This window comes from Amycolatopsis sp. cmx-11-12 (assembly GCF_046269425.1).
In the GTDB taxonomy this organism is placed as follows: domain Bacteria; phylum Actinomycetota; class Actinomycetes; order Mycobacteriales; family Pseudonocardiaceae; genus Amycolatopsis.
In genome coordinates, this window is sequence record NZ_JADNQM010000004.1 from 36,497 (window position 1) to 55,946 (window position 19,450).

General features: G+C 69.0%; 25 protein-coding genes. 15 read left to right on the plus strand and 10 right to left on the minus strand.

The window, feature by feature from the left end:
* The first annotated feature begins 98 nt into the window (after nucleotides 1-98).
* Nucleotides 99-776, plus strand: coding sequence for a hypothetical protein (locus tag ACLARN_RS06685; protein WP_409490418.1), 678 nt, complete (start codon nucleotides 99-101; stop codon nucleotides 774-776).
* Nucleotides 777-930: 154 nt separating this feature from the next.
* Here the strand turns inward: ACLARN_RS06685 and ACLARN_RS06690 are convergent, their stop codons facing one another.
* Nucleotides 931-1,401 (minus strand): hotdog fold domain-containing protein, encoded by a 471-nt coding sequence (locus ACLARN_RS06690; protein ID WP_409490419.1) that lies wholly within the window; start codon nucleotides 1,399-1,401, stop codon nucleotides 931-933.
* 63 nt (nucleotides 1,402-1,464) lie between these two features.
* Between ACLARN_RS06690 and ACLARN_RS06695 the strand changes: the two genes are divergently transcribed.
* Complete coding sequence (locus ACLARN_RS06695; protein WP_409490420.1) at nucleotides 1,465-2,058, plus strand: acid phosphatase; 594 nt, start codon at nucleotides 1,465-1,467, stop codon at nucleotides 2,056-2,058.
* Between the two features lies 1 nt (nucleotide 2,059).
* A complete protein-coding gene (locus ACLARN_RS06700) occupies nucleotides 2,060-2,542 on the plus strand; it encodes an N-acetyltransferase family protein (protein WP_409490421.1) in 483 nt (160 codons plus the stop codon).
* 150 nt (nucleotides 2,543-2,692) lie between these two features.
* Here ACLARN_RS06700 and ACLARN_RS06705 read toward each other — a convergent pair whose 3' ends face one another.
* Nucleotides 2,693-3,193, minus strand: a complete 501-nt coding sequence (locus tag ACLARN_RS06705) for a hypothetical protein (RefSeq protein ID WP_409490422.1) — start codon at nucleotides 3,191-3,193, stop codon at nucleotides 2,693-2,695.
* 282 nt (nucleotides 3,194-3,475) lie between these two features.
* Between ACLARN_RS06705 and ACLARN_RS06710 the strand changes: the two genes are divergently transcribed.
* Both ACLARN_RS06710 and ACLARN_RS06715 read left to right on the plus strand, forming a co-directional pair.
* Entirely contained in the window at nucleotides 3,476-4,402 is a 927-nt protein-coding gene (locus ACLARN_RS06710; protein ID WP_409490423.1) for a diacylglycerol/lipid kinase family protein, read from the plus strand.
* Between the two features lie 273 nt (nucleotides 4,403-4,675).
* Nucleotides 4,676-4,930, plus strand: coding sequence for a WhiB family transcriptional regulator (locus ACLARN_RS06715; RefSeq protein ID WP_026466945.1), 255 nt, complete (start codon nucleotides 4,676-4,678; stop codon nucleotides 4,928-4,930).
* Nucleotides 4,931-5,210: 280 nt separating this feature from the next.
* Here ACLARN_RS06715 and ACLARN_RS06720 read toward each other — a convergent pair whose 3' ends face one another.
* Nucleotides 5,211-6,734, minus strand: a complete 1,524-nt coding sequence (locus ACLARN_RS06720; RefSeq protein WP_409490424.1) for a sensor histidine kinase — start codon at nucleotides 6,732-6,734, stop codon at nucleotides 5,211-5,213.
* Nucleotides 6,735-6,840: 106 nt separating this feature from the next.
* Between ACLARN_RS06720 and ACLARN_RS06725 the strand changes: the two genes are divergently transcribed.
* Nucleotides 6,841-6,915, plus strand: coding sequence for a 50S ribosomal protein bL37 (locus tag ACLARN_RS06725; RefSeq protein ID WP_369299112.1), 75 nt, complete (start codon nucleotides 6,841-6,843; stop codon nucleotides 6,913-6,915).
* A gap of 68 nt (nucleotides 6,916-6,983) precedes the next feature.
* Here ACLARN_RS06725 and rsrA read toward each other — a convergent pair whose 3' ends face one another.
* Both rsrA and ACLARN_RS06735 read right to left on the minus strand, forming a co-directional pair.
* The gene (gene rsrA / locus ACLARN_RS06730) at nucleotides 6,984-7,307 is read right to left on the minus strand and encodes a mycothiol system anti-sigma-R factor (protein WP_020631335.1); all 324 of its coding nucleotides are present in this window, start codon (nucleotides 7,305-7,307) and stop codon (nucleotides 6,984-6,986) included.
* Complete coding sequence (locus tag ACLARN_RS06735; protein ID WP_409490425.1) at nucleotides 7,304-7,942, minus strand: sigma-70 family RNA polymerase sigma factor; 639 nt, start codon at nucleotides 7,940-7,942, stop codon at nucleotides 7,304-7,306. The genes rsrA and ACLARN_RS06735 overlap by 4 nt, the downstream gene beginning before the upstream one ends.
* A gap of 191 nt (nucleotides 7,943-8,133) precedes the next feature.
* Between ACLARN_RS06735 and ybaK the strand changes: the two genes are divergently transcribed.
* Together ybaK and ACLARN_RS06745 are read left to right on the plus strand one after the other, a co-directional pair.
* Entirely contained in the window at nucleotides 8,134-8,610 is a 477-nt protein-coding gene (ybaK, locus tag ACLARN_RS06740) for a Cys-tRNA(Pro) deacylase (RefSeq protein ID WP_409490426.1), read from the plus strand.
* A gap of 226 nt (nucleotides 8,611-8,836) precedes the next feature.
* Nucleotides 8,837-9,400 (plus strand): hypothetical protein, encoded by a 564-nt coding sequence (locus ACLARN_RS06745; RefSeq protein WP_409490427.1) that lies wholly within the window; start codon nucleotides 8,837-8,839, stop codon nucleotides 9,398-9,400.
* On the opposite strand, the gene ACLARN_RS06750 is transcribed toward ACLARN_RS06745, so the two are convergent.
* Both ACLARN_RS06750 and ACLARN_RS06755 read right to left on the minus strand, forming a co-directional pair.
* Nucleotides 9,350-9,958: an alpha/beta family hydrolase gene (locus ACLARN_RS06750; RefSeq protein ID WP_409490428.1), complete on the minus strand. Its 609-nt coding sequence runs from the start codon at nucleotides 9,956-9,958 to the stop codon at nucleotides 9,350-9,352. The two genes, ACLARN_RS06745 and ACLARN_RS06750, sit on opposite strands and share 51 nt — an antisense overlap.
* Entirely contained in the window at nucleotides 9,955-10,713 is a 759-nt protein-coding gene (locus ACLARN_RS06755; RefSeq protein ID WP_409490429.1) for an SOS response-associated peptidase, read from the minus strand. Before ACLARN_RS06755 ends, ACLARN_RS06750 begins: the two co-directional genes overlap by 4 nt.
* A gap of 101 nt (nucleotides 10,714-10,814) precedes the next feature.
* Between ACLARN_RS06755 and rsgA the strand changes: the two genes are divergently transcribed.
* From rsgA to ACLARN_RS06780, 5 genes are all read left to right on the plus strand, one after another.
* A complete protein-coding gene (gene rsgA, locus ACLARN_RS06760) occupies nucleotides 10,815-11,825 on the plus strand; it encodes a ribosome small subunit-dependent GTPase A (protein WP_409490430.1) in 1,011 nt (336 codons plus the stop codon).
* A gap of 60 nt (nucleotides 11,826-11,885) precedes the next feature.
* The gene (locus ACLARN_RS06765) at nucleotides 11,886-12,782 is read left to right on the plus strand and encodes a hypothetical protein (RefSeq protein ID WP_409490431.1); all 897 of its coding nucleotides are present in this window, start codon (nucleotides 11,886-11,888) and stop codon (nucleotides 12,780-12,782) included.
* Nucleotides 12,783-12,932: 150 nt separating this feature from the next.
* Nucleotides 12,933-13,613: a hypothetical protein gene (locus tag ACLARN_RS06770; protein ID WP_409490432.1), complete on the plus strand. Its 681-nt coding sequence runs from the start codon at nucleotides 12,933-12,935 to the stop codon at nucleotides 13,611-13,613.
* A 71-nt stretch (nucleotides 13,614-13,684) separates the two neighbouring features.
* Complete coding sequence (locus ACLARN_RS06775) at nucleotides 13,685-14,479, plus strand: hypothetical protein (RefSeq protein WP_409490433.1); 795 nt, start codon at nucleotides 13,685-13,687, stop codon at nucleotides 14,477-14,479.
* A gap of 60 nt (nucleotides 14,480-14,539) precedes the next feature.
* Nucleotides 14,540-15,424 (plus strand): NAD-dependent epimerase/dehydratase family protein, encoded by an 885-nt coding sequence (locus ACLARN_RS06780; RefSeq protein ID WP_409490434.1) that lies wholly within the window; start codon nucleotides 14,540-14,542, stop codon nucleotides 15,422-15,424.
* Between the two features lie 78 nt (nucleotides 15,425-15,502).
* On the opposite strand, the gene ACLARN_RS06785 is transcribed toward ACLARN_RS06780, so the two are convergent.
* Together ACLARN_RS06785 and ACLARN_RS06790 are read right to left on the minus strand one after the other, a co-directional pair.
* A complete protein-coding gene (locus ACLARN_RS06785; protein ID WP_409490435.1) occupies nucleotides 15,503-15,994 on the minus strand; it encodes a DUF6912 family protein in 492 nt (163 codons plus the stop codon).
* Nucleotides 15,991-17,397: a WS/DGAT/MGAT family O-acyltransferase gene (locus ACLARN_RS06790; RefSeq protein ID WP_409490436.1), complete on the minus strand. Its 1,407-nt coding sequence runs from the start codon at nucleotides 17,395-17,397 to the stop codon at nucleotides 15,991-15,993. Before ACLARN_RS06790 ends, ACLARN_RS06785 begins: the two co-directional genes overlap by 4 nt.
* Before the next feature lie 34 nt (nucleotides 17,398-17,431).
* On the opposite strand from ACLARN_RS06790, the gene ACLARN_RS06795 reads away from it, so the two are divergent.
* On the plus strand, nucleotides 17,432-18,205 hold the full coding sequence (locus tag ACLARN_RS06795; RefSeq protein ID WP_409490437.1) for a TrmH family RNA methyltransferase: 774 nt from the start codon (nucleotides 17,432-17,434) through the stop codon (nucleotides 18,203-18,205).
* 154 nt (nucleotides 18,206-18,359) lie between these two features.
* Here ACLARN_RS06795 and ACLARN_RS06800 read toward each other — a convergent pair whose 3' ends face one another.
* The gene (locus ACLARN_RS06800; RefSeq protein ID WP_409490438.1) at nucleotides 18,360-18,749 is read right to left on the minus strand and encodes an HAD family hydrolase; all 390 of its coding nucleotides are present in this window, start codon (nucleotides 18,747-18,749) and stop codon (nucleotides 18,360-18,362) included.
* A 139-nt stretch (nucleotides 18,750-18,888) separates the two neighbouring features.
* Between ACLARN_RS06800 and ACLARN_RS06805 the strand changes: the two genes are divergently transcribed.
* Nucleotides 18,889-19,404: an Rv3235 family protein gene (locus ACLARN_RS06805; RefSeq protein WP_409490439.1), complete on the plus strand. Its 516-nt coding sequence runs from the start codon at nucleotides 18,889-18,891 to the stop codon at nucleotides 19,402-19,404.
* Nucleotides 19,405-19,450 lie beyond the last annotated feature (46 nt).

Here is a 19,450-nt window from a genome sequence, read left to right on the forward strand (position 1 = left end):
AAACACCGTTTATTTTCACTCGAACGTGGCGATTCCCGGGATCCCCTGGGTGACTTCCCCGATGTGACCCGGCTCGGCACAGACCACTCTTTTCGGTCATGAGACGTCTTCTCGCCGCCGCCGCGGCCGCACTCTCCGCCGCCGCCTTCGTCGTCCTGCCCGGCCACGCCTCCGCGGCGCCGTCCCCCTTGCCCGACTTCGACTTCTCCGCCTGCCCCGCCCCGCCCGCCAACGCCGACCCGGGGACCTGGCGGTGCGAAGCCTTTGTCTCCCAAGGAGTCCTGACCATCGGCGGCCGCGAGATCCCGCTCGGGGAGATGCGGCTGACGTTCTCCGAAGGCAAAGTGGCCGGGAAGTACGCGCAAGTGTTCGGCGAACTGCGTCACGACCCCGCCCGGATCCGCGGCACTCTCGGCGCGACCATGCAGCTGAAGTACGGCGGCTATTCGGACTTCCTGTCGAACGACGAACGTCGCGGCGAACTGGACCTCTACGCGGTCCTGCGGCATCCCTTGCTGCCCAAGGGATGCACGGTCGGCACCCTCGACGCGCCGCTCCACTCCGTGGTCAAGGACGATCCCGCGGTGCCCTTCGAGGTGATCTCGCAGAACCCGACGACGGTGAAGTTCGGCGTCGTCGACACCCAACTCGCGTTTCCGCGCACCACGGGCTGCGGACGCTTGGCGCAAGTAGCCGACCACTTGCTCGGGCTGCCGTCACCGAGCGGGGCCAACACCTTCAAGCAGGTGACCTACGTCCAGTTCAAACCCCTCTGACGGGCGCGCGTGCGGCTACCGCCGCCGAGAGGGAAACGCCCTGCGGTCACTCTCCCCAATGCCGCATTGGAGACGCTCAGCGACACCAATGCGACATTGGGAACACTTCGATCGCCACGCCGAAACCCTGGCATCCCCACCCGGTGGGTCGCACCTACTTCTTCTTGGTCACCCAGATGGTGATGGTCGCGGTCACGACGGGCTTCCCGTTCGTGTCCGTGATCGTCACCGGCACGGGGAGCTCGAAGCCCTCGTCGCCGAATTCCGGCAATTCCGGGAGTTCGGCGACGGCCCGCAGACCGGTCTCAGCCTTCGCCACATAAGAGACAGTCATCCCCTTGGGCAGCCAGCGATGCGTCGTCGGGACGGTCGCCTCGGCGAGCATCCCCATGGCGATCTCGGCGAGGTTGCATGCCGCGATCGCGTGAAAAGTCTTGATGTGGTTGTAAACACCCCACCACTTCGGGGACGTCACCTCACACCGGCCGGACCGCAGCTCGCGCACCGACGGGAGCACCGTCCGGAAGTACGGCACACGCAGGCACATCGCCGCCGAGAACAGCTGTTTGCCGACCGGCTTCCCGGCCAGCCGGTTCCACATCGCGTAGGTCGGGTTCTGCGCCATCACGGTCTCCTCATCATGTTACTCATCAGTAGCATAACCGGACCGCAGGCTATATTCGCAACCGTGGCTCATCGGCTCTTCCTTCTCCGGCATGGTCAGACCGAGTGGTCCGTCAACGGACGGCACACCGGGCGCACCGACATCCCGCTCACCTCCGCTGGCGAAGGGCAGGCCCGCTCGGCGGGCGGCACCTTGCGCGCGGTGCTCGGCGGCAACCCCGCGCTCGTCCTCTCCAGCCCTCGCGCCCGCGCGCGGCGGACGGCCGAGCTGGCGGGACTGCGCGTCGACGAGGTCACCGAAGAGCTGGCCGAATGGGACTACGGCGACTACGAAGGCGTCAGCACGCCGGTCATCCGCGAGACGGTTCCCGGTTGGACGGTCTGGTCGCACCCGATCCCCGGTGGCGAAAGCGCGGAGGACGTCAGCGCCCGCGCGGACAAGCTGATCGAACGGGTCCGGGAGCCGCTCGGCGAGGGTGACGTGATCCTGGTCGGCCACGGGCACTTCAGCCGCGTCCTGGTCGCGCGCTGGATCGGGCTGCCGTCGACGGCAGGCGTCCACTTCGGACTGGACCCGGCAGGCGTCGCGGTACTCGGCGACGAGCGCGGCGAGCCCCAGATCGAGCACCTCAACCTGCTGCCCACCACAGAGGACTGAAATGGCCGACGAACGTATCCGGCGCATCCGCGAGGAAGACGTCGACGCCGTGGCCCAGCTCGTTTACGACCTCGCCGAATTCGAACGCGCTCGCGACGAATGCCACCTCACGCCTGAGCAGCTGCGCACCGCGCTGTTCGGCGAGGCGCCGGCATTGTTCGGGCACGTCGCCGAAGTCGACGGCGAGATCGTGGGTTACGCGCTCTGGTTCCTCAACTTCTCCACCTGGCGCGGCGTGCACGGCATCTACCTCGAAGACCTCTACGTCCGCCCCGAGCAGCGCGGCTCCGGCCTCGGCAAGGCGCTCCTGGCCACCCTCGCGGCGGTCTGCGTCGAGCGCGGTTATGCCCGTCTCGAATGGTCAGTACTGAACTGGAACCCGGCTCAGGGCTTCTACAAGTCGCTCGGCGCGGTGCCGATGGACGAATGGACCGTGGACCGGCTCACCGACGAACCCCTGAAGGCTCTCGCGGCCCAGGTTTAGGAGTCCGGTAGTGGTGCCGTGTCGCGAAAGCCACTTTCGGGACATCAGATGTCGCGAAAGTGGCTTTCGCGACACCCGGGATGGCGGCCCGCGCTCAACGCCTGAGTCCCGCTTCTGCCCGGGGTAACCGTCCCCAACACTCACGAAGCCCTAGTCACGCTCTTCGCGTTCGCGACGGGCCGCGCGACCCGCGGCGCCGTCGCGTTCGGCGGCCTCTTCCTCGGTCTCGCCTTCCTGCAGCCCCAGCGCCCACGCACGCGACGGGCGGCGGAACAGCAGCACGATGACGGCGACGCCGATCAGGCCCAGCGGCACACCCCACGCCGGCTGCCCGGACGGGCCCGCGCCGTACCAGCCGACCCCGACCAGGATCAGCGCGACGACGACGCCGGGCGACCTCGCCCAGGTCTTCCCCAGCAGCAGTCCGGCCGCGCAGGCCAGCGTTCCGGCGGCCAGGACGAGGTAGTAGGCGACCTCGGCCAGGAGGTTCTGCGGTCCGGCCTGTCCGTTGACCAGGAGCAGGATCGCGAACACGATCAGGGCGAGCCCCGGCAGCGCGGTGACGGCCCCGGCGAGGCGGACTTCACGGGGCGCGGGCGAGAGTTTGTCGGCGATAGACACGGCGAAACAGCCTTCCAGGCTTCCGGACACGATGCTCCACCAGGGCGGGTCACCGTACGTGAGCACTTTCGATCGTATGCCACCCGGTCGGCCGGTTCCCCCTGGCCGCCGTGTGGGAAGAATTGGAAGCGTCGTCGATGAGCGGGCGGTCGGTCCGGGTGCACTTGTCACGACGAGCGGTGGAACAGCAGCACGATGAGGAGGAACGCCCGCCACAGGGGTCATACGGTGCTGCTTCGAGGACGCACGGGCATTGAGCTTCGCGTCACCTGACGCTCCCCTCTTCTGGCCGGCGTCACCTACCCTGCGGTAGTGCGTGCCATCCTCGTCGTGAACCCCCAGGCCACCTCGACCACCGCCGGTGGCCGTGACGTGCTGGCGCACGCGCTGGCCAGCCAGGTCAAGCTCGACGTGGTGGAGACCGACTACCGCGGCCACGCGATGGCCGTGGCGCGGTCCGCCGCCCGCGACGGGATCGACCTGGTGGTCGCCCACGGCGGCGACGGCACGGTCAACGAAGTGGTCAACGGCCTGCTCGCGGACGCCGACGGCGTTCCCGCCGAAATCGGCGACGTCCCCATGCTCGGTGTCGTGCCGGGCGGCTCGGCGAACGTCTTCGCCCGCGCGCTGGGGATCGCGCACGATCCGGTGGAAGCAACGCATCAGCTTCTCAACGCCATCGAGAACGACCGGAGCCGCAAAGTCGGCCTCGGACTCGCCGACGGCCATTGGTTCACCTTCAACGCGGGCATGGGCTGGGACGCCGACGTCGTCGGCCGCGTGGCCAAGCGACGGGGCAAGCAGACCACCGCGGGGCTCTATCTGAGGGCCGCGGTGGCGTCGCATCTGCGGCCTCCGCTCGGCCGCCCGCCCCTCACCGTCCGGATCCCGGGTGAAGAGCCCACCGAAGTGCTGACCGCTTTCGTGTCCAACACCGATCCGTGGAGTTACCTGGGTGAGCGTCCCGTCCACCTCAATCCGGGCAGCTCATTCGACACCGGATTGGGCCTGTTCGCGTTGAGCGGTCTGCGATTGCCCACCGTGTTCAAGCATGTACGGCAGGCGTTGCTCACGAAGAGCGACCAACGCGGACGACGTCTCCTTCGTCACGATGACCTCCCGATGATCCGCATCGACGCTGCTGAACCGGTAAACTTCCAGGTGGACGGCGACCTCGTCGGCCAGCGGAAGCGAGTGGAGTTCTTCAGCGTTCCGAGTGCACTGACAGTGACTGTTTGAGCACCGGGCCGCTGATCGCCTGCGGCAAAGTGCAACCTGCCGCTCATCGACGCAGAACCTCCGCTCACCGCATCGGCCTTCCCTTCGGGAGGCTGTTTCGGAACGAAACCGCAGGTCAGACACGTCGCTCGGCCGGGTGAGCTGACTCACCGATCTTCAGAAAACCCTTGTCGAAACGGGTGCTTCGTGAAAGCATTCACAAGCACCCAAAAAAACGACCGCCATGACGACTATGGCGCGGAGTACCGCGCCGTTATGAAGGAGCTCAGAAACATGGACTGGCGCCATGACGCGGCCTGCCGAGACGAGGACCCCGAGCTGTTCTTCCCGGTGGGAACCAGCGGTCCTGCTCTGTCGCAGGTAACTCAGGCGAAATCCGTGTGCCACCGTTGCACCGTCGCTTCCGACTGCTTGGCTTGGGCTTTGGCCAGCGGGCAGGACGCAGGCGTGTGGGGCGGGATGAGCGAGGACGAGCGACGGGCCCTGAAGCGCCGTCGTACGCACATCGGCACGCGTACCTCCGCCTGAGTCTTTTCGAGACTCAGCACGCTTCATCGCACAACCAATAACTCAGGTAACACCCAAGCTTCGGGAAATCCCGCGGTGCAGTGGCTTCACGCCTCCGCGCTGCGAGGTGACACGTACCCGAGTTGAGCTTAACAAGCGAGGCCGACACACCCCCACGGGGGTATGGCTTCACTGGACTTCCCAGTCCTCCCGCGGAACCGTTACAGGGCCGGCGCCATCTTCTCTTCAGGCGCCGGCCCTAAAACGTGTCCGGGTTGGACAGTCCACAAGGGACAGTCCATTAGAGACGTCGTGACAGCGGGATCCGCAGCGCGGCTTCGGTTCCCATCCGACGGCCGCCGGATTCCTCGGACTCCCCGCGCAGTCCGCGAAGCGACAGCGAGCCGCGCAGTTCCGACTCGACCAGTGTCCGCACGATCTGCAACCCGAGGCCGTCGCTGCGTTCCAGGGAAAAGCCCGAGGGCAGTCCGCGCCCGTTGTCGCGGATGACGACGTCGAGCCAGCGGGCCGACCGTTCCACCTCGAGTTCGACCTTGCCCGGCCGTCCGCCGGGGAACGCGTGCTCGATGGCGTTCTGGACCAGTTCGGCCAGCACCATCACCAAGGGCGTCGCGATCTCGGCGACGACGACACCGAACGAGCCCTTGCGCGAAAGCCCGACCTGCGACTCGGCCGTCGCGACCTCACCGACCATCGGGAGGACGTTGTCGAGCAGCTTGTCGAGATCGACCCGCTCGTCCACCGAGATGGACAGCGCCTCGTGCACCATCGCGATCGACGAGACCCGGCGCACGGACTCACCGAGCGCCAGCCGCGCCTCCTCGCTGGAGGTGCGGCGTGACTGGAGCCGCAACAGCGCGGCGACGGTCTGCAGGTTGTTCTTCACCCGGTGGTGGATCTCGCGGATGGTCGCGTCCTTCGAAAGGAGGGCGCGGTCACGGCGCTTCACCTCGGTGACGTCGCGCACCAGCACCAGCGCCCCGGCGGCCTGCCCCGCCGGGCGCAGCGGCAGCGCACGGAACAGCACGACGGCGCCACGGCGGGAATCCGCCTCCGTGCGGCTGCTGGGCTTTCCGTCGAGCGCCTCGATGATCCGGTGCGACACCTCGGTCGCGTCGAACGGGTCACGGATGAGCGACCTGGTCAGCGGCGCGAGACGCTGCCCGACGAGGTCGGATTCGTGCCCCATCCGGTGATAGGCCGACAACCCGTTCGGGCTGGCGAAGACCACGGTGCCGGTCGGGTCGAGGCGGATCAGGCCATCGCCGACGCGCGGGCTCGTGTGCGTGTCCGTCTGGTTCCCCGGGCTGGGGAAGGTGCCGTCGACGATCATCTGGCACAGGTCACCGGCACTGCCGAGGTAGGCGATCTCGAGCGGGCTCGGCACCCGCGAGGCCGCCAGGTTGGTCTCGCGGCTGAGGACGGCGATCACCGTGCCGCCGAACACCACCGGGATGGCCTCGCGGCGCATCGGCAGGTCGCGGTACCAGTGCGGGTCCTCTTCGCGGCAGATCCGCACCTCGCGGCTCGCCTTGGCCAGCTGCGGGTGCTCGTCCACGGTGAACCGGGAGCCGACGACGTCCTCCGGATGGGCCGTCGGCGCCGTCGTCGGGCGTGCGTGCGCGACGCAGACGTAGTCGCCGCCGTCGGGCTGAAGCTCTTCCGAGACGGCGACCCAGAGCAGGAAATCGGCGAAGGACAGGTCGGCCAGCAGCTGCCATTCGGCGACCACGGTCTGGAGATGATCCGCGGCCTCGCCGGACATGCCGGTGTTCTCCGCGAGCAGATCGGAAAGAGTGGACACGTCCCCATCCAAGCAGGGTGAGGGCCGCATGACACACTGGAGAGGTTGACCCTGGCTCAGCGGTGTCGTACCACCCCGCGAGGGCCACCTGGACAAGGAGTGAAACATGTCGAAGCGCGCCCGCAAGCGTCGCGACCGTAAGAAGAACGGCGCGAACCACGGCAAGAAGCCCAACTCCTGATCATCGATCAGACACATGAAGGCCCCCGCACCGATCCGGTACGGGGGCCTTCATGTGTCTGAGCCGGGCTATTCGAAGGTCTGCTCGATCTTGACCTCGGTGCGCTCGATGGTGATCGCGCCCTTGGTCTGCACGGTCTGGCGGATGGAGGCCCGCAGCCGGGACTTGAGGTCGTCCGGCGCGTGGTCGCCACCGCATTTGCGGGCGAGCAGCTGCTTGATGTGCTCGTCGATACCGTATTCCTCGAGGCACGGCGGGCAGTCCTCGATGTGCTTGCGCAGGGCCGCGTCGCGTTCCGCGCTGCACTCCCTGTCCAAGAGCAGGTAGATGTCGGCGAGCGCTTCCTCGCATTTGACCTTGTCGTCCGCGCCGCTGCAGTAGTCGTCGGTCATCGCCCCGCCACCTCCTGCTGTTTGCCCGCGCGGATGAAGCCCCGCTCACGGGCGACGTCGGCGAGCAGGTCACGGAGCTGGGCGCGGCCGCGGTGCAGCCGGGACATCACGGTGCCGATGGGCGTTTCCATGATCTCGGCGATCTCCTTGTACGCGAAACCTTCGACATCGGCGAGGTAGACCGCGAGGCGGAACTCCTCCGGCAGCTTCTGCAGCGCTTCCTTGACGTCGGCGTCGGGCAGGTTGTCCATCGCCTCGACCTCGGCCGAGCGCAGCCCGCTGGAGGTGTGGTTCTCCGCCTTGGCGATCTGCCAGTCGGTGATCTCCTCGGTGGGCTGCTGCACCGGCTGGCGCTGACGCTTGCGATAGCCGTTGATGTAGGTGTTCGTGAGGATGCGGTACATCCACGCCTTGAGGTTCGTACCCGCCTTGAAGGACGCGAAGGCCGCGTACGCCTTCAGATACGTCTCCTGGACGAGATCCTCGGCGTCGGCGGGATTCCGGGTCATCCGCATGGCGGCCGAGTACAGCTGGTCGAGCAGGGGCATCGCGTCCCGCTCGAAGCGCTCGGCCCGCGCGGCCGCCTCTTCGGCGTCCGTGCCTGTGTCCGGCGCGGGATTCTGCGTGCTCGGCAAACCGTTCCCTTCTCGATCGGCGTCGATGCGCTTGTGCGCATGAGACGACGACGAGTTTACGCGCGGACGGATCACCTGGCCGCCCGGCGTGCGCGGGATCAGGATTCGGGGAGCTTCCAGTGTGGTGGACACATCCGGGTCAACAGCGGCGCCCGGCCGGGCATTCCCGGCGCGCTCGTAGACTCCCGCCCATGGCAGGCAAGGGAACCCCGGCGACGGCGCTGCTGACGAAGCGGAAAGTACCGCACGTTCTGCACGCCTACGACCACGATCCGCGGGCGGAATCGTACGGCCTCGAAGCCGTCGAAGCGCTCGGACTCGAGCCCGCGCGGGTGTTCAAGACACTCGTCGCCGAGGTCGACGGGAAACTGACCGTCGGCGTGGTGCCGGTCACCGGTCAGCTGGATCTGAAGGCGCTGGCCGCCGCCGCGGGCGGGAAGAAGGCGAAGATGGCCGACCCCGCGGCCGCGCAGCGCGCGACGGGGTACGTGCTCGGCGGGATCTCGCCGCTCGGGCACCGGAGCCGTCTCCCGGTGGTGATCGACGCGTCGGCGGAGAAGTTCGAGACCGTGCACTGCTCGGCAGGCCGTCGCGGCCTGGAAGTCGAACTCGCGCCGGGCGACCTGGTGCGGCTCACCGATGCCATCGTCGCCCCCATCGCCGGCTGATCTCCCGCGTTTCGTCCTCTGGTCGCGGTCCTTGCGCGGGCAACTACCGCAACCAGAGGACTAATTGCGGGGGCCTTGGTCGCCCTGCATCGCAACTAGAGGACTAATTGCGGAGCGGAGGTTCACCCTCGCGAGGGAGGGTGGTCGGTCCGGAGCGGGAAGATCACGGGCCCCATCCGAGGAATCGTCGTCGGTAAGCGAACGACGACTCCTGGGAGCGAACGAAATGACCAAGACCGTGCCCGACGTGCCGAGGTGGGCGAACCTCGCCGCCCACGCGACGCTGCTGGTGACCCTGCCGTCCGGGCTGTGGCGGATCGCGATGGGGCTGGGGATTCCGGTCGGGTTCACCGCGCAAGGACTGGAGGCCTTCGGCATCCCCGGCTGGGGCACGGCCTATGTCTTCGGTCTGAGCCTCCTCTCCGAAGCCCTCGCGTTCCTCACCCTCGGGCTCGTCCGGCCGTGGGGTGAGGTGTGGCCGCGCTGGATCCCGGGGCTGCGCGGCCGTCCGATCCCGCCGCTCGCGGCGATCGTCCCGGCCGCCGCTGGCGCGATCGCGCTGACCGCGATCGGTGTCCAGGGCCTGCTCGGCTGGGCGGAAGCCGGTTCTTCGTTGGCGCAAGGGGGCTGGGAGAACTCGCCGGTCTACGGCGCCGTCATGGCCGCCTGTTACGCCCCGCTGCTGCTCTGGGGTCCGCTGCTGGCCGCGGTCACCGTGCACTACGCCCGGCGACGGCTCTCAGGCAAGCGGCCGCAGCACGCGCTCGAGCCACTCGGCGGCCGCGCGTGACACGCCGTCGAGGTCGGCGCTGAGGTTGTGGTCGCCTTTGAGCACCACGATCTCGTGATGCGGCCCCGCCTTGGGCAGGCCGAACGGGTCACGTTCGCCCTGGACGACCAGGGTCGGGACCTCGACAGCGTCCAATTCACCCTGCCGGGTCTTCTCCGGCTTCCCCGGCGGATGCTCGGGGAAGGCCAGGCAGAGCACCGCCACCGCCTGCCCCACCGCGGCGGTCCGGCAGGCGACGCGGGCCCCGGAGGACCGGCCGCCGAACACGATCGGGAGAGCGTCGAAGCGCTCGGAGATCTCGTCGGCGACGGTGAGCCAGGCGGTGTCGAGTTGCGTGGCTGGAGCGGGAGCGCGGCGGCCCGCCACCCGGTACGGCTGCTCGACGAGCGCGACGTGCACGCCTGCCGCCTGTGCCGCCCGCGTGACGGCGACCAGGTCCTTCGCGCCGATCCCGCCGCCCGCGCCGTGCCCGAGCATCAGCACCGCGATGCCCTCCTCGGCGCAGTGCAACTCGGCCCGCGCGGGGCCGTAGGCGGTGTCGATCTCCAGCTTCGTCATGAGCTCGGCAGGTCGAAGAGTGCGCTGTCCGCGGCCGGTTCGACCCGGTCCAGCAGCTCCGGGCCGTTGTTGCGGACGTTGTTGACCAGGCTGGACACCGGCCGCAGCTCGATCGTGTCGACCAGGTCCGCGGCGGGCGGGACGAGCAGTTCGGTGACGTCGGGCAGGTCGGGGTCGAGCCAGGTGTCCCACTTCTCCCGCGGCATCAGCAGCGGCATGCGGTGGTGGATGTCGGTGAGCCTGCCGACCGAGTCCGTGGTGATCACGGAGAAGGTGATCAGCGGGTCGGCGTCCTTGTCGTCCTTCGGCCGCCAGGTCTCCCAGATCCCGGCGAACGCGAGCGATCCGTCGCCGGGGCCGGTCATGAAGAAGGGCTGCTTCTCCTTGCCGTCACGCCGCCACTCGTACCAGCCGTCGGCGGGCACCAGGCAACGCCGCGAGGAGACCGCCTTTTTGAAGGACGGCTTCTCCTTGGCCGTCTCGGCGCGGGTGTTGATCATCTTCGAGCCCACTCCGGGGTCCTTCGCCCAGAACGGGACCAGGCCCCAGCGCATCATCCGCAGTGAACGGACGGCCGGTTCGTCTTCGAGCACCGCGCCGTCGGCGTCACGCGGGTGGCGCTGCACCACCGTGGCGACGTCCTTGGTCGGCGCCACGTTGTGATCGGCCCGGATCCGGCCTTCGGTCAGGTCCACCGCGGCGAATTCGTCGATCAGCGCGGCGGGGTCCTTGGTCGCGGCATAACGCCCGCACATGCGAAAACCTCCTCTTCGAAAAGTCATCGTTACACGCTCGCCAGTCGATGGCGAGCGGCATGGGATCATTCTTCCGCGGTGTTCGAAGAGCAGGAGGCGGTTTGACGGGCAAGGACTGGCGCAGGCTGGACGAATCCGATGTGCGGATCCGTCCCGGCAAGGGCACCAGACCGCGCAGCAAACGCCGTCCCGAGCACGCGGACGCCTCCACGGCGATGGTCATCGGGAAGGACCGCGGCCGCTGGACCTGCGCGATCGACAACGATCCGGAGCGCGTCGTCACCGCGATGCGGGCCAGGGAGATGGGCCGGGTCTCGGTCGTCGTCGGGGACACCGTCGGCATCGTCGGCGACGTGAGCGGCAAGCCGGACACCCTCGCCCGGATCATCCGGGTGGACGAGCGCTCCAGTGTGCTCCGCCGGACCGCGGACGACACCGATCCCTACGAACGGGTGGTCGTCGCCAACGCCGAGCAGTTGCTGATCGTGACCGCGCTCGCCGATCCCCCGCCGCGCACCGGGTTCATCGACCGCTGCCTCGTCGCCTGCTACGCGGGCGGTCTCAAGCCGGTCCTGTGCCTGACGAAGGCCGACCTCGCGAGCCCGGACGAACTCCTCGCCGGCTACGCGGGGCTCGACATCCCCGCCGTGGTCACCCGGCACGACAAGTTCCCGGACGATCTGGTCGGACGGCTCAAGGACCGGGTCACCGCGCTGGTCGGGCATTCCGGGGTCGGGAAGTCCACTTTGGTCAACCGGCTGGTGCCGGACGCCGGACTGGCGACCGGCGTGGTCAGCGCGGTCGGCAAGGGCAGGCACACGTCGGTCGCGGCGGTCGCGCTCCCGCTGCCCGACGGCGGCTGGGTGGTCGACACCCCCGGCATCCGGTCGTTCGGGCTCGCGCACGTGACCGCCGACGACATCGTGCTCGCGTTCGAGGAGTTCGCCGCGGCCGCCGAAGAGTGTCCCTCGGCCTGCGGGCACCTCGGGCCGCCCTCGGATCCGGACTGCGCGCTCGACGACGTCGTCACCGAAGGTCACGCAAGTCCGGAACGATTGGGCTCTTTGCGCCGCCTTTTGGGGTCTCGAGCTGGACATGACGACGATCGGTAACTAAATTCGCCCGCGCGCGATAACCCGTTCGGATTAGATCAACTTTTCTGAGGGGTCCACTTGAAGCGCGTAACCATGCTCGCCACCATCACCACGGCCGCCGTCCTGGCGCTGTCCGCCTGCGGTGGCGAGAAGCAGCCGGGCACGGCTGCCCCTGCTCCTTCCGAAGTGAAGAGCTCGCTTTCGTCGCCGCTCGGCGACCCGATCCAGCTCGCGGCGCTGACCCGCGAGAGCACCAAGAAGGCCAAGTCGTCGAAGGTGACGATGGAGACCGTCGCGGGCGCCGAGAAGAGCACCGCGTCCGGGCAGGGCCTGTACGACGGCGAGAACAGCAAGTTCTCGATGGTCATGGACAGCGACGGCAAGAAGATCGACATGCTCTTCGTCGACAACGCGCTGTTCTTCAAGCTCGACGCGGCCGACCAGGCCGAGATGAAGACCGACAAGCCGTACGTGAAGATCTCGGCCGACGGCCAGGACCCGATCTCGCAGCTGCTCGGCAAGATGATGTCCAAGGCGGTCAAGGAGAGCGACCCGTCGCGGACCATCGAGCAGATCTCGAAGGCCGGCAAGATCACGAAGTCGGACCAGGTCGAGCTGAACGGCGAGCAGACCAACCACTACGTCGTCGAGATCGAGGTCGAGAAGGCCATGGCGCTCGTCGTGGGCGACCTCGGCGTCCCGCTGCCGGCGGAGGTCTTGAAGCAGCTCGACGCGAAGCTCAAGGGCAAGAACATCACCATCCCCACCGAGCTGTGGCTCAATGCCGACCAGCTGCCGGTGCAGGTCGTCTCGGACCAGACCGCGTTCGTGAAGGCCATGGGCGCACCCGGCGACGGTGTCGCCAAGACCACGGTCAAGTACACCGACTGGGGTGCCCCGGTGAACATCACCGCCCCGCCCGCGGACCAGGTCGGCGACCTGGCGGAGATCATGAAGAAGGCCGGCGGCCGCTGATTGGCGGCTAGAGCACTCCGCGTGAAGGCCCCCTTCCCTCGGTTCAGCCGAGGGAAGGGGGCCTTCACGCGCTGCCCGACAATCGGACGGTGGAAATTCACGCGATAGGCACTACGGTGGTGGTACAGACCATTCACCCGAGGGAGTCCTATGCGTGCCACCGGATTCGCCGCCGTCTGTACCGCCCTCCTGCTGCTGGGAGGCTGTTCCGGCGAGGAGAAACCGGCGGCGCCACCGGTCAACGACGCGGCACAACTGGCCTCGGTCGCCGCCGCGGGCACGCAGAAGGCGCGCTCGTCGAAGATCGCGCTGGAGACCACCGCCGAGGACGGCCGCAAGGTCGTGGTGACCAGTTCCGGGCTCTACGAGGGGCCGAACAGCAAGTTCTCCATGGTCGCCGAGATCGCCGGTGAGAAACGGGACCTGATCTTCGCCGACGGCGTCCTCTACTACCACCTGTCCGACGCGCAAGTCCAGGAACTCAAGACCGACAAGGAATGGGTCAAGATCACCGCCGGTGGCAAGGACGCGCTGTCCGCGGCCAACGGCGAGCTGATGACGAGCGCCGTCGAGACGATGGATCCAACGCGCACGATCGACCGGATCTCGAAATCCGGCAAGGTCACCAAGTCCGAGCAGGCCGACTTGAACGGCACAGCCGCCACGCATTACGTCCTCGACCTCGGCGGTGCCCCGGCCGAGGTGTGGCTGGACGCCGAACAGCGCCCGGTGCAGGTCACCCTCGGCAAGGCCACGGTCAAGTACGACAGCTGGGCCTCGGACGTGGTGATCATCGCGCCGCCGCCCGAGGCGGTCGGCGACAGCCGCTGAGCCTTCCCCCGATCGGGTCTCGGCCCCTGGCTGTGTTTCGCTTGAGCGCCCGCCTTTGAAAGCAGGTCCTCATGCGGAGAACGGCCCTGTCCGCCGTCGTGCTCGTACTCGGCGCGCTGCTCGGCGCGTGTGACGGCGAAACCGTCGCGTTCGCCGACGCCCGCGCGCTCGCCGACGGGGTCACGTCCGCCATCGACGGCAAGGCCGCGAATTTCGCCACCGACGTCACGGCGGGCACGATGCGCTCGAAGAGCCAAGGCCAGGCGCGAGTCGCGCGGGCGGGTACCGCGCTGGCCATGACCACGGACTTCCTCGGCGAGCCACTCGAACTCCGGCTGGTCGACAAGGTCGTCTTCGCCAAGGTCCCCGAGAGCGCCCGTGAGGACGTTCCGAGCGGGAAACCCTGGGTCAAGGTCTCCGCCGACGGCGCGGACCCGTTCTCGCAGGTCGTCGGCGGCAGTATCGACCAGCTGGCGAAGCAGAACGACCCCGGCCGCGCGCTCGACCAGATCCGTCGGGCGGGCACGCTCACCGAATCCGGGCACGCCGAACTCGACGGCGTGGACACCGAGCACTACCGGCTGGACGTCGACATGGCCGCGCTGGGCGCCGATCTGCCCGCCGGGTTGTCGGCGGAGGCCCTCGGGGAACTGAACGGCAAGCTCGGGAAGATCCCCATGGAGATCTGGCTCGACGACGCGCACCGTCCGGTGCGGATCACCCTCGACCTCGCCCCCGTCCTCGCCGCTTCGGGCGTCCCGGACGCCGCGATGGCCCGGATCGTCACGCGCTACACCGAGTGGGACACGCGGGCCGACATCCAGGCGCCGCCGCCGGACCAGATCGGGGAGATCCCGGCGGGCTGACCCTGTCACGTTCCCGGCGCCCGTCCCGTCCAGATCGTGTAGGCGGACAGGAGGACGAACATGCGTGTGATGGTGATCGGGGCGACGGGAGTACTGGGGCGGCCGCTGGTGCGGCGTCTGCTGGCCGAGGGCCACGAGGTGAGCGGGCTGGCCCGCGGCGAGGACCGCGTCGCGGCCGTGCGCGCGACCGGCGCGAAGCCGGTGACGGGTTCGCTGTTCGACGTCGATTCACTGGCCGGGGCGCTGCGCGGGCACGACGCGGTGGTGAACGTCGCGACCCGGATCCCGGACGCGCGGCACGCGATGACGCTGTCCGGCTGGGCGGAGAACGACCGCCTGCGGATCGACGGCAGCCGGACGCTCGCGGCCGCCGTTCGACGGGTCGGGGACCTGGGAATCGTGGTGCAGGAAGGGATTTCGTTCGTCTACGCCGACGGCGGTGACGCCGAACTCGACGAGGACGCGCCTCTCGCGCCGCGCGGCAACATCGCGTCTTCGACGGTGGCGCACGCGAACGTCGCGGAACTGGCGGACGAGGGCCGGACCGCGATCCGGCTGCGGATCGGGCTGCTGGTCTCCGACGACGCGATGACCACGGCGATGCTGACGGCCGCGCGGCGCGGTTCGCCGCTGATCATCGGCCGTCGGACGGACTGGACCGCGGCGATCCACCCGGACGACGCGGCGGCGGGCGCGATCGCGGCACTGCGGGCACCGAGCGGCGTCTACAACCTGGCCGCGGATGCGGTGCGGAAGCAGGAACTCGGCGAGGCGATGGCGGCCGCGGCCGGTGTCCGTCGTCCGCACGCGCTGCCGAAATGGCTGGCGAACCGGGTGGGCCTGATGTCGGTACTGGCGCGTTCACAGCGCGTCGTCTCGACGCGGCTCACCGAGGCGACCGGCTGGCGCCCCGAACGCCCCACCCCCGACCCTTCGTGGTTCTAACCCACGCAATTCGGCACCTACTTGCGGTAGTTGCGCGTGCTAAGGATCGCAAGCAGGTGCCGAATTGCGGGGGGGGGGTTACAGGAGTTCCAGTAGGAAGGGGAGTTCTTGGGGGGCGTACCAGGCGAGTTCGTGGTCTTCGGCGTCGCCGAGGGTGAACTCCGCGTCCGGGTCGCCGAGGTCGGCCTCGTCGATCACCGCGGCGGCGGCCTGCACGGACTCGGCTGCCTCGGCCGCGTCGACGTGGATCGCGGCGACGTCGGCGATCGCGACCGGCCCGGCCAGCCGGACGACGGCGGCGTCGAGATCCGGGCGCAGCTTGACCTCGTCGATGTCGGCCGAGATCACCACTCGCCGCGGCTCGGGCTTCTCCTCGGCCGCGATCAGCCGGAGCGACGCCCTGGCGGCGTCGAGCAGCGCGGCGTACTCCAGTTCTTCGTCGGATCCGCTGGCGTAGGACTCCCGCAACGCCGGGGTCAGCGCGAACCCTGTGCCGCTCCGCGCCCGGAACTCTCCGGCGGTTTCGAGGTCACGAAGCATCGCGATCGTCGCCGGTAGATAGACCCTCACCAGTGCGCACCCTTCAGCTCTTCCAACGATTCCTCGATCATCCCGGCGAGCAGGTCCACATCGGACACGGCCTTGCGGTCGCCGTTCAGTCCGAAGTAGACACCGCCGTGATACGAGGTGACCCCGATCGCCAGCGCCTGATTGCGCACCAGCGGCATGACCGGGAACATCTCCACCATCTTCGCCTGTCCCGCGTAGAGCGGCACCTGCGGGCCCGGCGAATTCGTGATCAGCACGTTGAAGATGCGCCCCGACATGGACCCGGCCGCCCGCGCGCCCAGCGAATGCAGTGTCGCCGGCGCGAAGCCGCCGACGGTCAGCAGTCCGCGCGCGGCGACCGACCGGCCGGAGTCGAGGTGATCCGCCATCGCGTGGCCGATGTGCTGCAACCGCAGGACCGCGTTCGGCTCACCGACCGGGAGGTCGACCAGGTAGGCGTCGACCTGGTTCCCCAGCAGCGCGGGCGTCGAGTACTCGGCCGTCTCGGCGTCGCGAACGGCCATCGGCACCAGCGCGCGCACCGTGGTCGTCGCGATCAGGCTCGACCCGCGGGAGAGCAGCCATTCCCGCAGCGCGCCGGAGATCGCCGCCAGCACGACGTCGTTGACCGTGCCGCCGTGCGCGGCGCGGATCTTGCGGTAGTCCTCCAGCCGCGTGCGGACCACGGCGAACATGCGGCCGCCGGAGGTGCGGACGTTGAGCGGCCCGGACGGCGCCGGATTGACCATCGTCTTGAGCGCCGACGCGACGTCACCGACCGTTTCGGTGACCTTGCCAGCCATCGCGGTGGCGTCGTGGGCGATGGAGCGGACGTTCTCCACCAGTTCCGTCGGCCGCTGCACGGTCTCGGCGACCGCGTCGAGGATCAGCTGGGTACGGCTCGGTTCCCGCCGCGGATGCCAGTTGTCGTCGAACGGTTCCGGCTCCTGCGGGGTGACGTCGAGGATCAGCTGACCGAGATCGATGGTGCCGATCCCGTCCACAACGGACTGATGCGTCTTGGTCACCAGCGCGACCCGGTCCCCCGCGAGCCCCTCGACGAAGTACGCCTCCCAGAGCGGCCTTCCCGGGTCGAGCCGCCTCGACATCAGCCGCGCCACGAGATCGAACAGCTGGCCGTCGGAGCCCGGCTGCGGCAGCGCGGACCGGCGGACGTGGTAGTTGAGGTCGAAGTCGACGTCGTCGACCCACACCGGCCGGGCGAGGTGACCCGGCACCTCCAGCACCCGCTGCCGGTAGCGCGGCAGGAACGCCAGTCGCTGCCCGATCAGGTCCAGCAGCTGCTCGTAGGTGACGCCGTCGCGCGGTCGTTCGAAGATCGCCACGCCGCCGACGTGCATCGGGGTCGAGTGGTCTTCCACGTACAGGAACGAGGCGTCCAGCGCGGAGAGGCGGTCGGGCATGAGCCGATCCTTACATAGTGGGACACTCGCCGGTGTGGGTGATGAGTCGGCGATCTCGCCGAAGGACCGGTTCCTGACGGTGTACGGGCGGAAACCGGTGCTCGAGGCATTGGACGACGCGGCGCTCGAGGTGGACAAGGTGATTCTCGCCGACACCGTGCGCGGGCAGAACGCCGCCGAGATCGAGCGCGCGGCCAAGGCCGCCGGGGTCCAGGTGCAGCGGGCGAGCGCGCATCGCGTCAAGGTGCTGGCAGGCAATGGCAAGCAGGACCAGGGTGTGCTGGCCGACGTCGTCGCGCCGCGCATGCGGTCGCTGCACGCGGCGCTGTCCGACGGCAGGCCGCCGTCGCGGGTGCTGCTGCTCGACGGGATCACCACGCCGGCGAACGTCGGGATGATCCTGCGCACGGCGACCGCCGCCGGGCTGGAGGGTGTCGTGGTGCCGCGGCGCGGGGTCGCCGCCCTCGATCCGATGGTGGTCAAGGCCTCGGCCGGAGTCGCGTTCCGCGCTCCGGTGCTGCGGTGCGGCAGCGCGCGCGAGGCCGCCGAAATGCTCACCGAAGCCGGGTACGGGATCTACGCGCTGGGTGCTTCGGCCCGCGATTCGGTGTTCGACGTCGAACTGCCGCAGCGCGCGGCGTTCGTGCTGGGCGGGGAGACGAACGGCGTCGGCCCCGAGGTCGGCGAACTGGTGACGGAGTGGGTGTCGATCCCGATGCCGGGCGAGGTCGAGTCGCTGAACGTGTCGGCGGCCGCCGCCGTGCTGTCGTTCGAGCTGGTCCGCCGGGCCCGCGCCGCGACGGGCTAGCGGCCCCCCGTCCGCCGCACTCACGTGCTCAAAGCCGTCACTCGCGTGCTGGGTTTGATTCAGGTTCCCTGAACGCACGAACCTCCGGCGCAGGACACTAGACGCAATGAAGGGGTCCTTCATGTACCTGCATGAGACGCGGGGAAAGTCCCCTTCAGCCCCCCGGGAAAAGGGCGCCGAGCTCGGTCAGCGTCTCCTCGACCGACGTGTGGTGCACTCCCGCCATCCCCGCCGCCACCGCGGCGCGGACGTTGTGCGCGGCGTCGTCGACGAACACGCACCGGTCCGCGGGCAGGTCGAGCAGCCCGGCGGTCAGCAGGTAGACCTCGCGTTCGGGTTTGGCCACACCGACCTCGCCGGAGAAGACGAGCGCGTCGAAGAACGGGTCCAGTGACCGCTTGGCCTCGTCCGACGCGCCGGGAGCGTTCGAGAGCAAGGCCGTCTTGATGCCGCGTGACCTGGCGGCCCGCAGGAAGGCGTACAGCTCGTCCGCTCCCGCGTCCGTCAGCACCCCGACGTAGTCGACGACCAGCCCCTTCAGCACCAGCCCACCGTACCCGCGCGCGGCCACAAGCGATTGCCGCCCGTTTCATCCTCTCGGGCGGTTCCTGTCGCCGTGCGGCCCACCGCCGGTCCCTTAACTGCTGGGCGTGGCCGAGGGGGCCGCGGAGGGGGACGACCTGATGACTTCGTACGTTTTGAGACGGCTTCAACCGTATGAGCCGCCGTACCGGCTCGCGGGCCGCCCGAGCAGGTTGATGCACCGGGTGTCACCGCCGGACAACCAGCTCATGCTGGACCTGCCGCTGGCAGGCGAACGGTTCGCCGAGGTACCGCAGCCGCGGCAAGCACCCGACACGCTGGACGGGCGGCAGGTGGGCAGGCTGCTGACCACCATCCTCGAAGCCTGTGACGGACGGCGTCCGGCGGTCCAGGTCCAGCCGATCCTCGACCCGGCGCTCCACAGCGCGCTCCTCGACCGCGGCCGTCGCCGCCCGCCGGGTGGCTACCGGCCGAAGTCGATCCACCTGTGTCATCCGGCCGACGGCGTCATCGAGGCCTGCGCGACCGTCGAACAGAACGATCGCTGCCTCGCCTTGGCCGCGCGCTTCGAGCGGACATCGACGGGCTGGGTGTGCACCCGTTTCAACCTGTTGAAGCCGCCGCGACGCGTTTCCGCGCTCCGGATCGCCGCATGACGAAGGGGCCCTCACCGCGTGCGTGCGGCGAGGGCCCCTTTCGAGC

Excerpts from the sequence above, each read along its gene's own strand:
- ACLARN_RS06745 (WP_409490427.1), top strand. The coding sequence starts at position 8,837 with ATGACCAAGACCGTGCCCGACGTGCCGAGGTGGGCGAACCTCGCCGCC.
- ACLARN_RS06805 (WP_409490439.1), top strand. The coding sequence starts at position 18,889 with ATGACTTCGTACGTTTTGAGACGGCTTCAACCGTATGAGCCGCCGTAC.
- ACLARN_RS06780 (WP_409490434.1), top strand. The coding sequence starts at position 14,540 with ATGCGTGTGATGGTGATCGGGGCGACGGGAGTACTGGGGCGGCCGCTG.
- ACLARN_RS06755 (WP_409490429.1), bottom strand. The coding sequence starts at position 10,713 with ATGTGCGGGCGTTATGCCGCGACCAAGGACCCCGCCGCGCTGATCGAC.
- ACLARN_RS06700 (WP_409490421.1), top strand. The coding sequence starts at position 2,060 with ATGGCCGACGAACGTATCCGGCGCATCCGCGAGGAAGACGTCGACGCC.
- ACLARN_RS06775 (WP_409490433.1), top strand. The coding sequence starts at position 13,685 with ATGCGGAGAACGGCCCTGTCCGCCGTCGTGCTCGTACTCGGCGCGCTG.
- ACLARN_RS06750 (WP_409490428.1), bottom strand. The coding sequence starts at position 9,958 with ATGACGAAGCTGGAGATCGACACCGCCTACGGCCCCGCGCGGGCCGAG.
- rsrA (WP_020631335.1), bottom strand. The coding sequence starts at position 7,307 with ATGACCGACGACTACTGCAGCGGCGCGGACGACAAGGTCAAATGCGAG.
- ACLARN_RS06770 (WP_409490432.1), top strand. The coding sequence starts at position 12,933 with ATGCGTGCCACCGGATTCGCCGCCGTCTGTACCGCCCTCCTGCTGCTG.
- ACLARN_RS06690 (WP_409490419.1), bottom strand. The coding sequence starts at position 1,401 with ATGGCGCAGAACCCGACCTACGCGATGTGGAACCGGCTGGCCGGGAAG.
- ACLARN_RS06685 (WP_409490418.1), top strand. The coding sequence starts at position 99 with ATGAGACGTCTTCTCGCCGCCGCCGCGGCCGCACTCTCCGCCGCCGCC.
- ACLARN_RS06715 (WP_026466945.1), top strand. The coding sequence starts at position 4,676 with ATGGACTGGCGCCATGACGCGGCCTGCCGAGACGAGGACCCCGAGCTG.
- ybaK (WP_409490426.1), top strand. The coding sequence starts at position 8,134 with ATGGCAGGCAAGGGAACCCCGGCGACGGCGCTGCTGACGAAGCGGAAA.
- ACLARN_RS06790 (WP_409490436.1), bottom strand. The coding sequence starts at position 17,397 with ATGCCCGACCGCCTCTCCGCGCTGGACGCCTCGTTCCTGTACGTGGAA.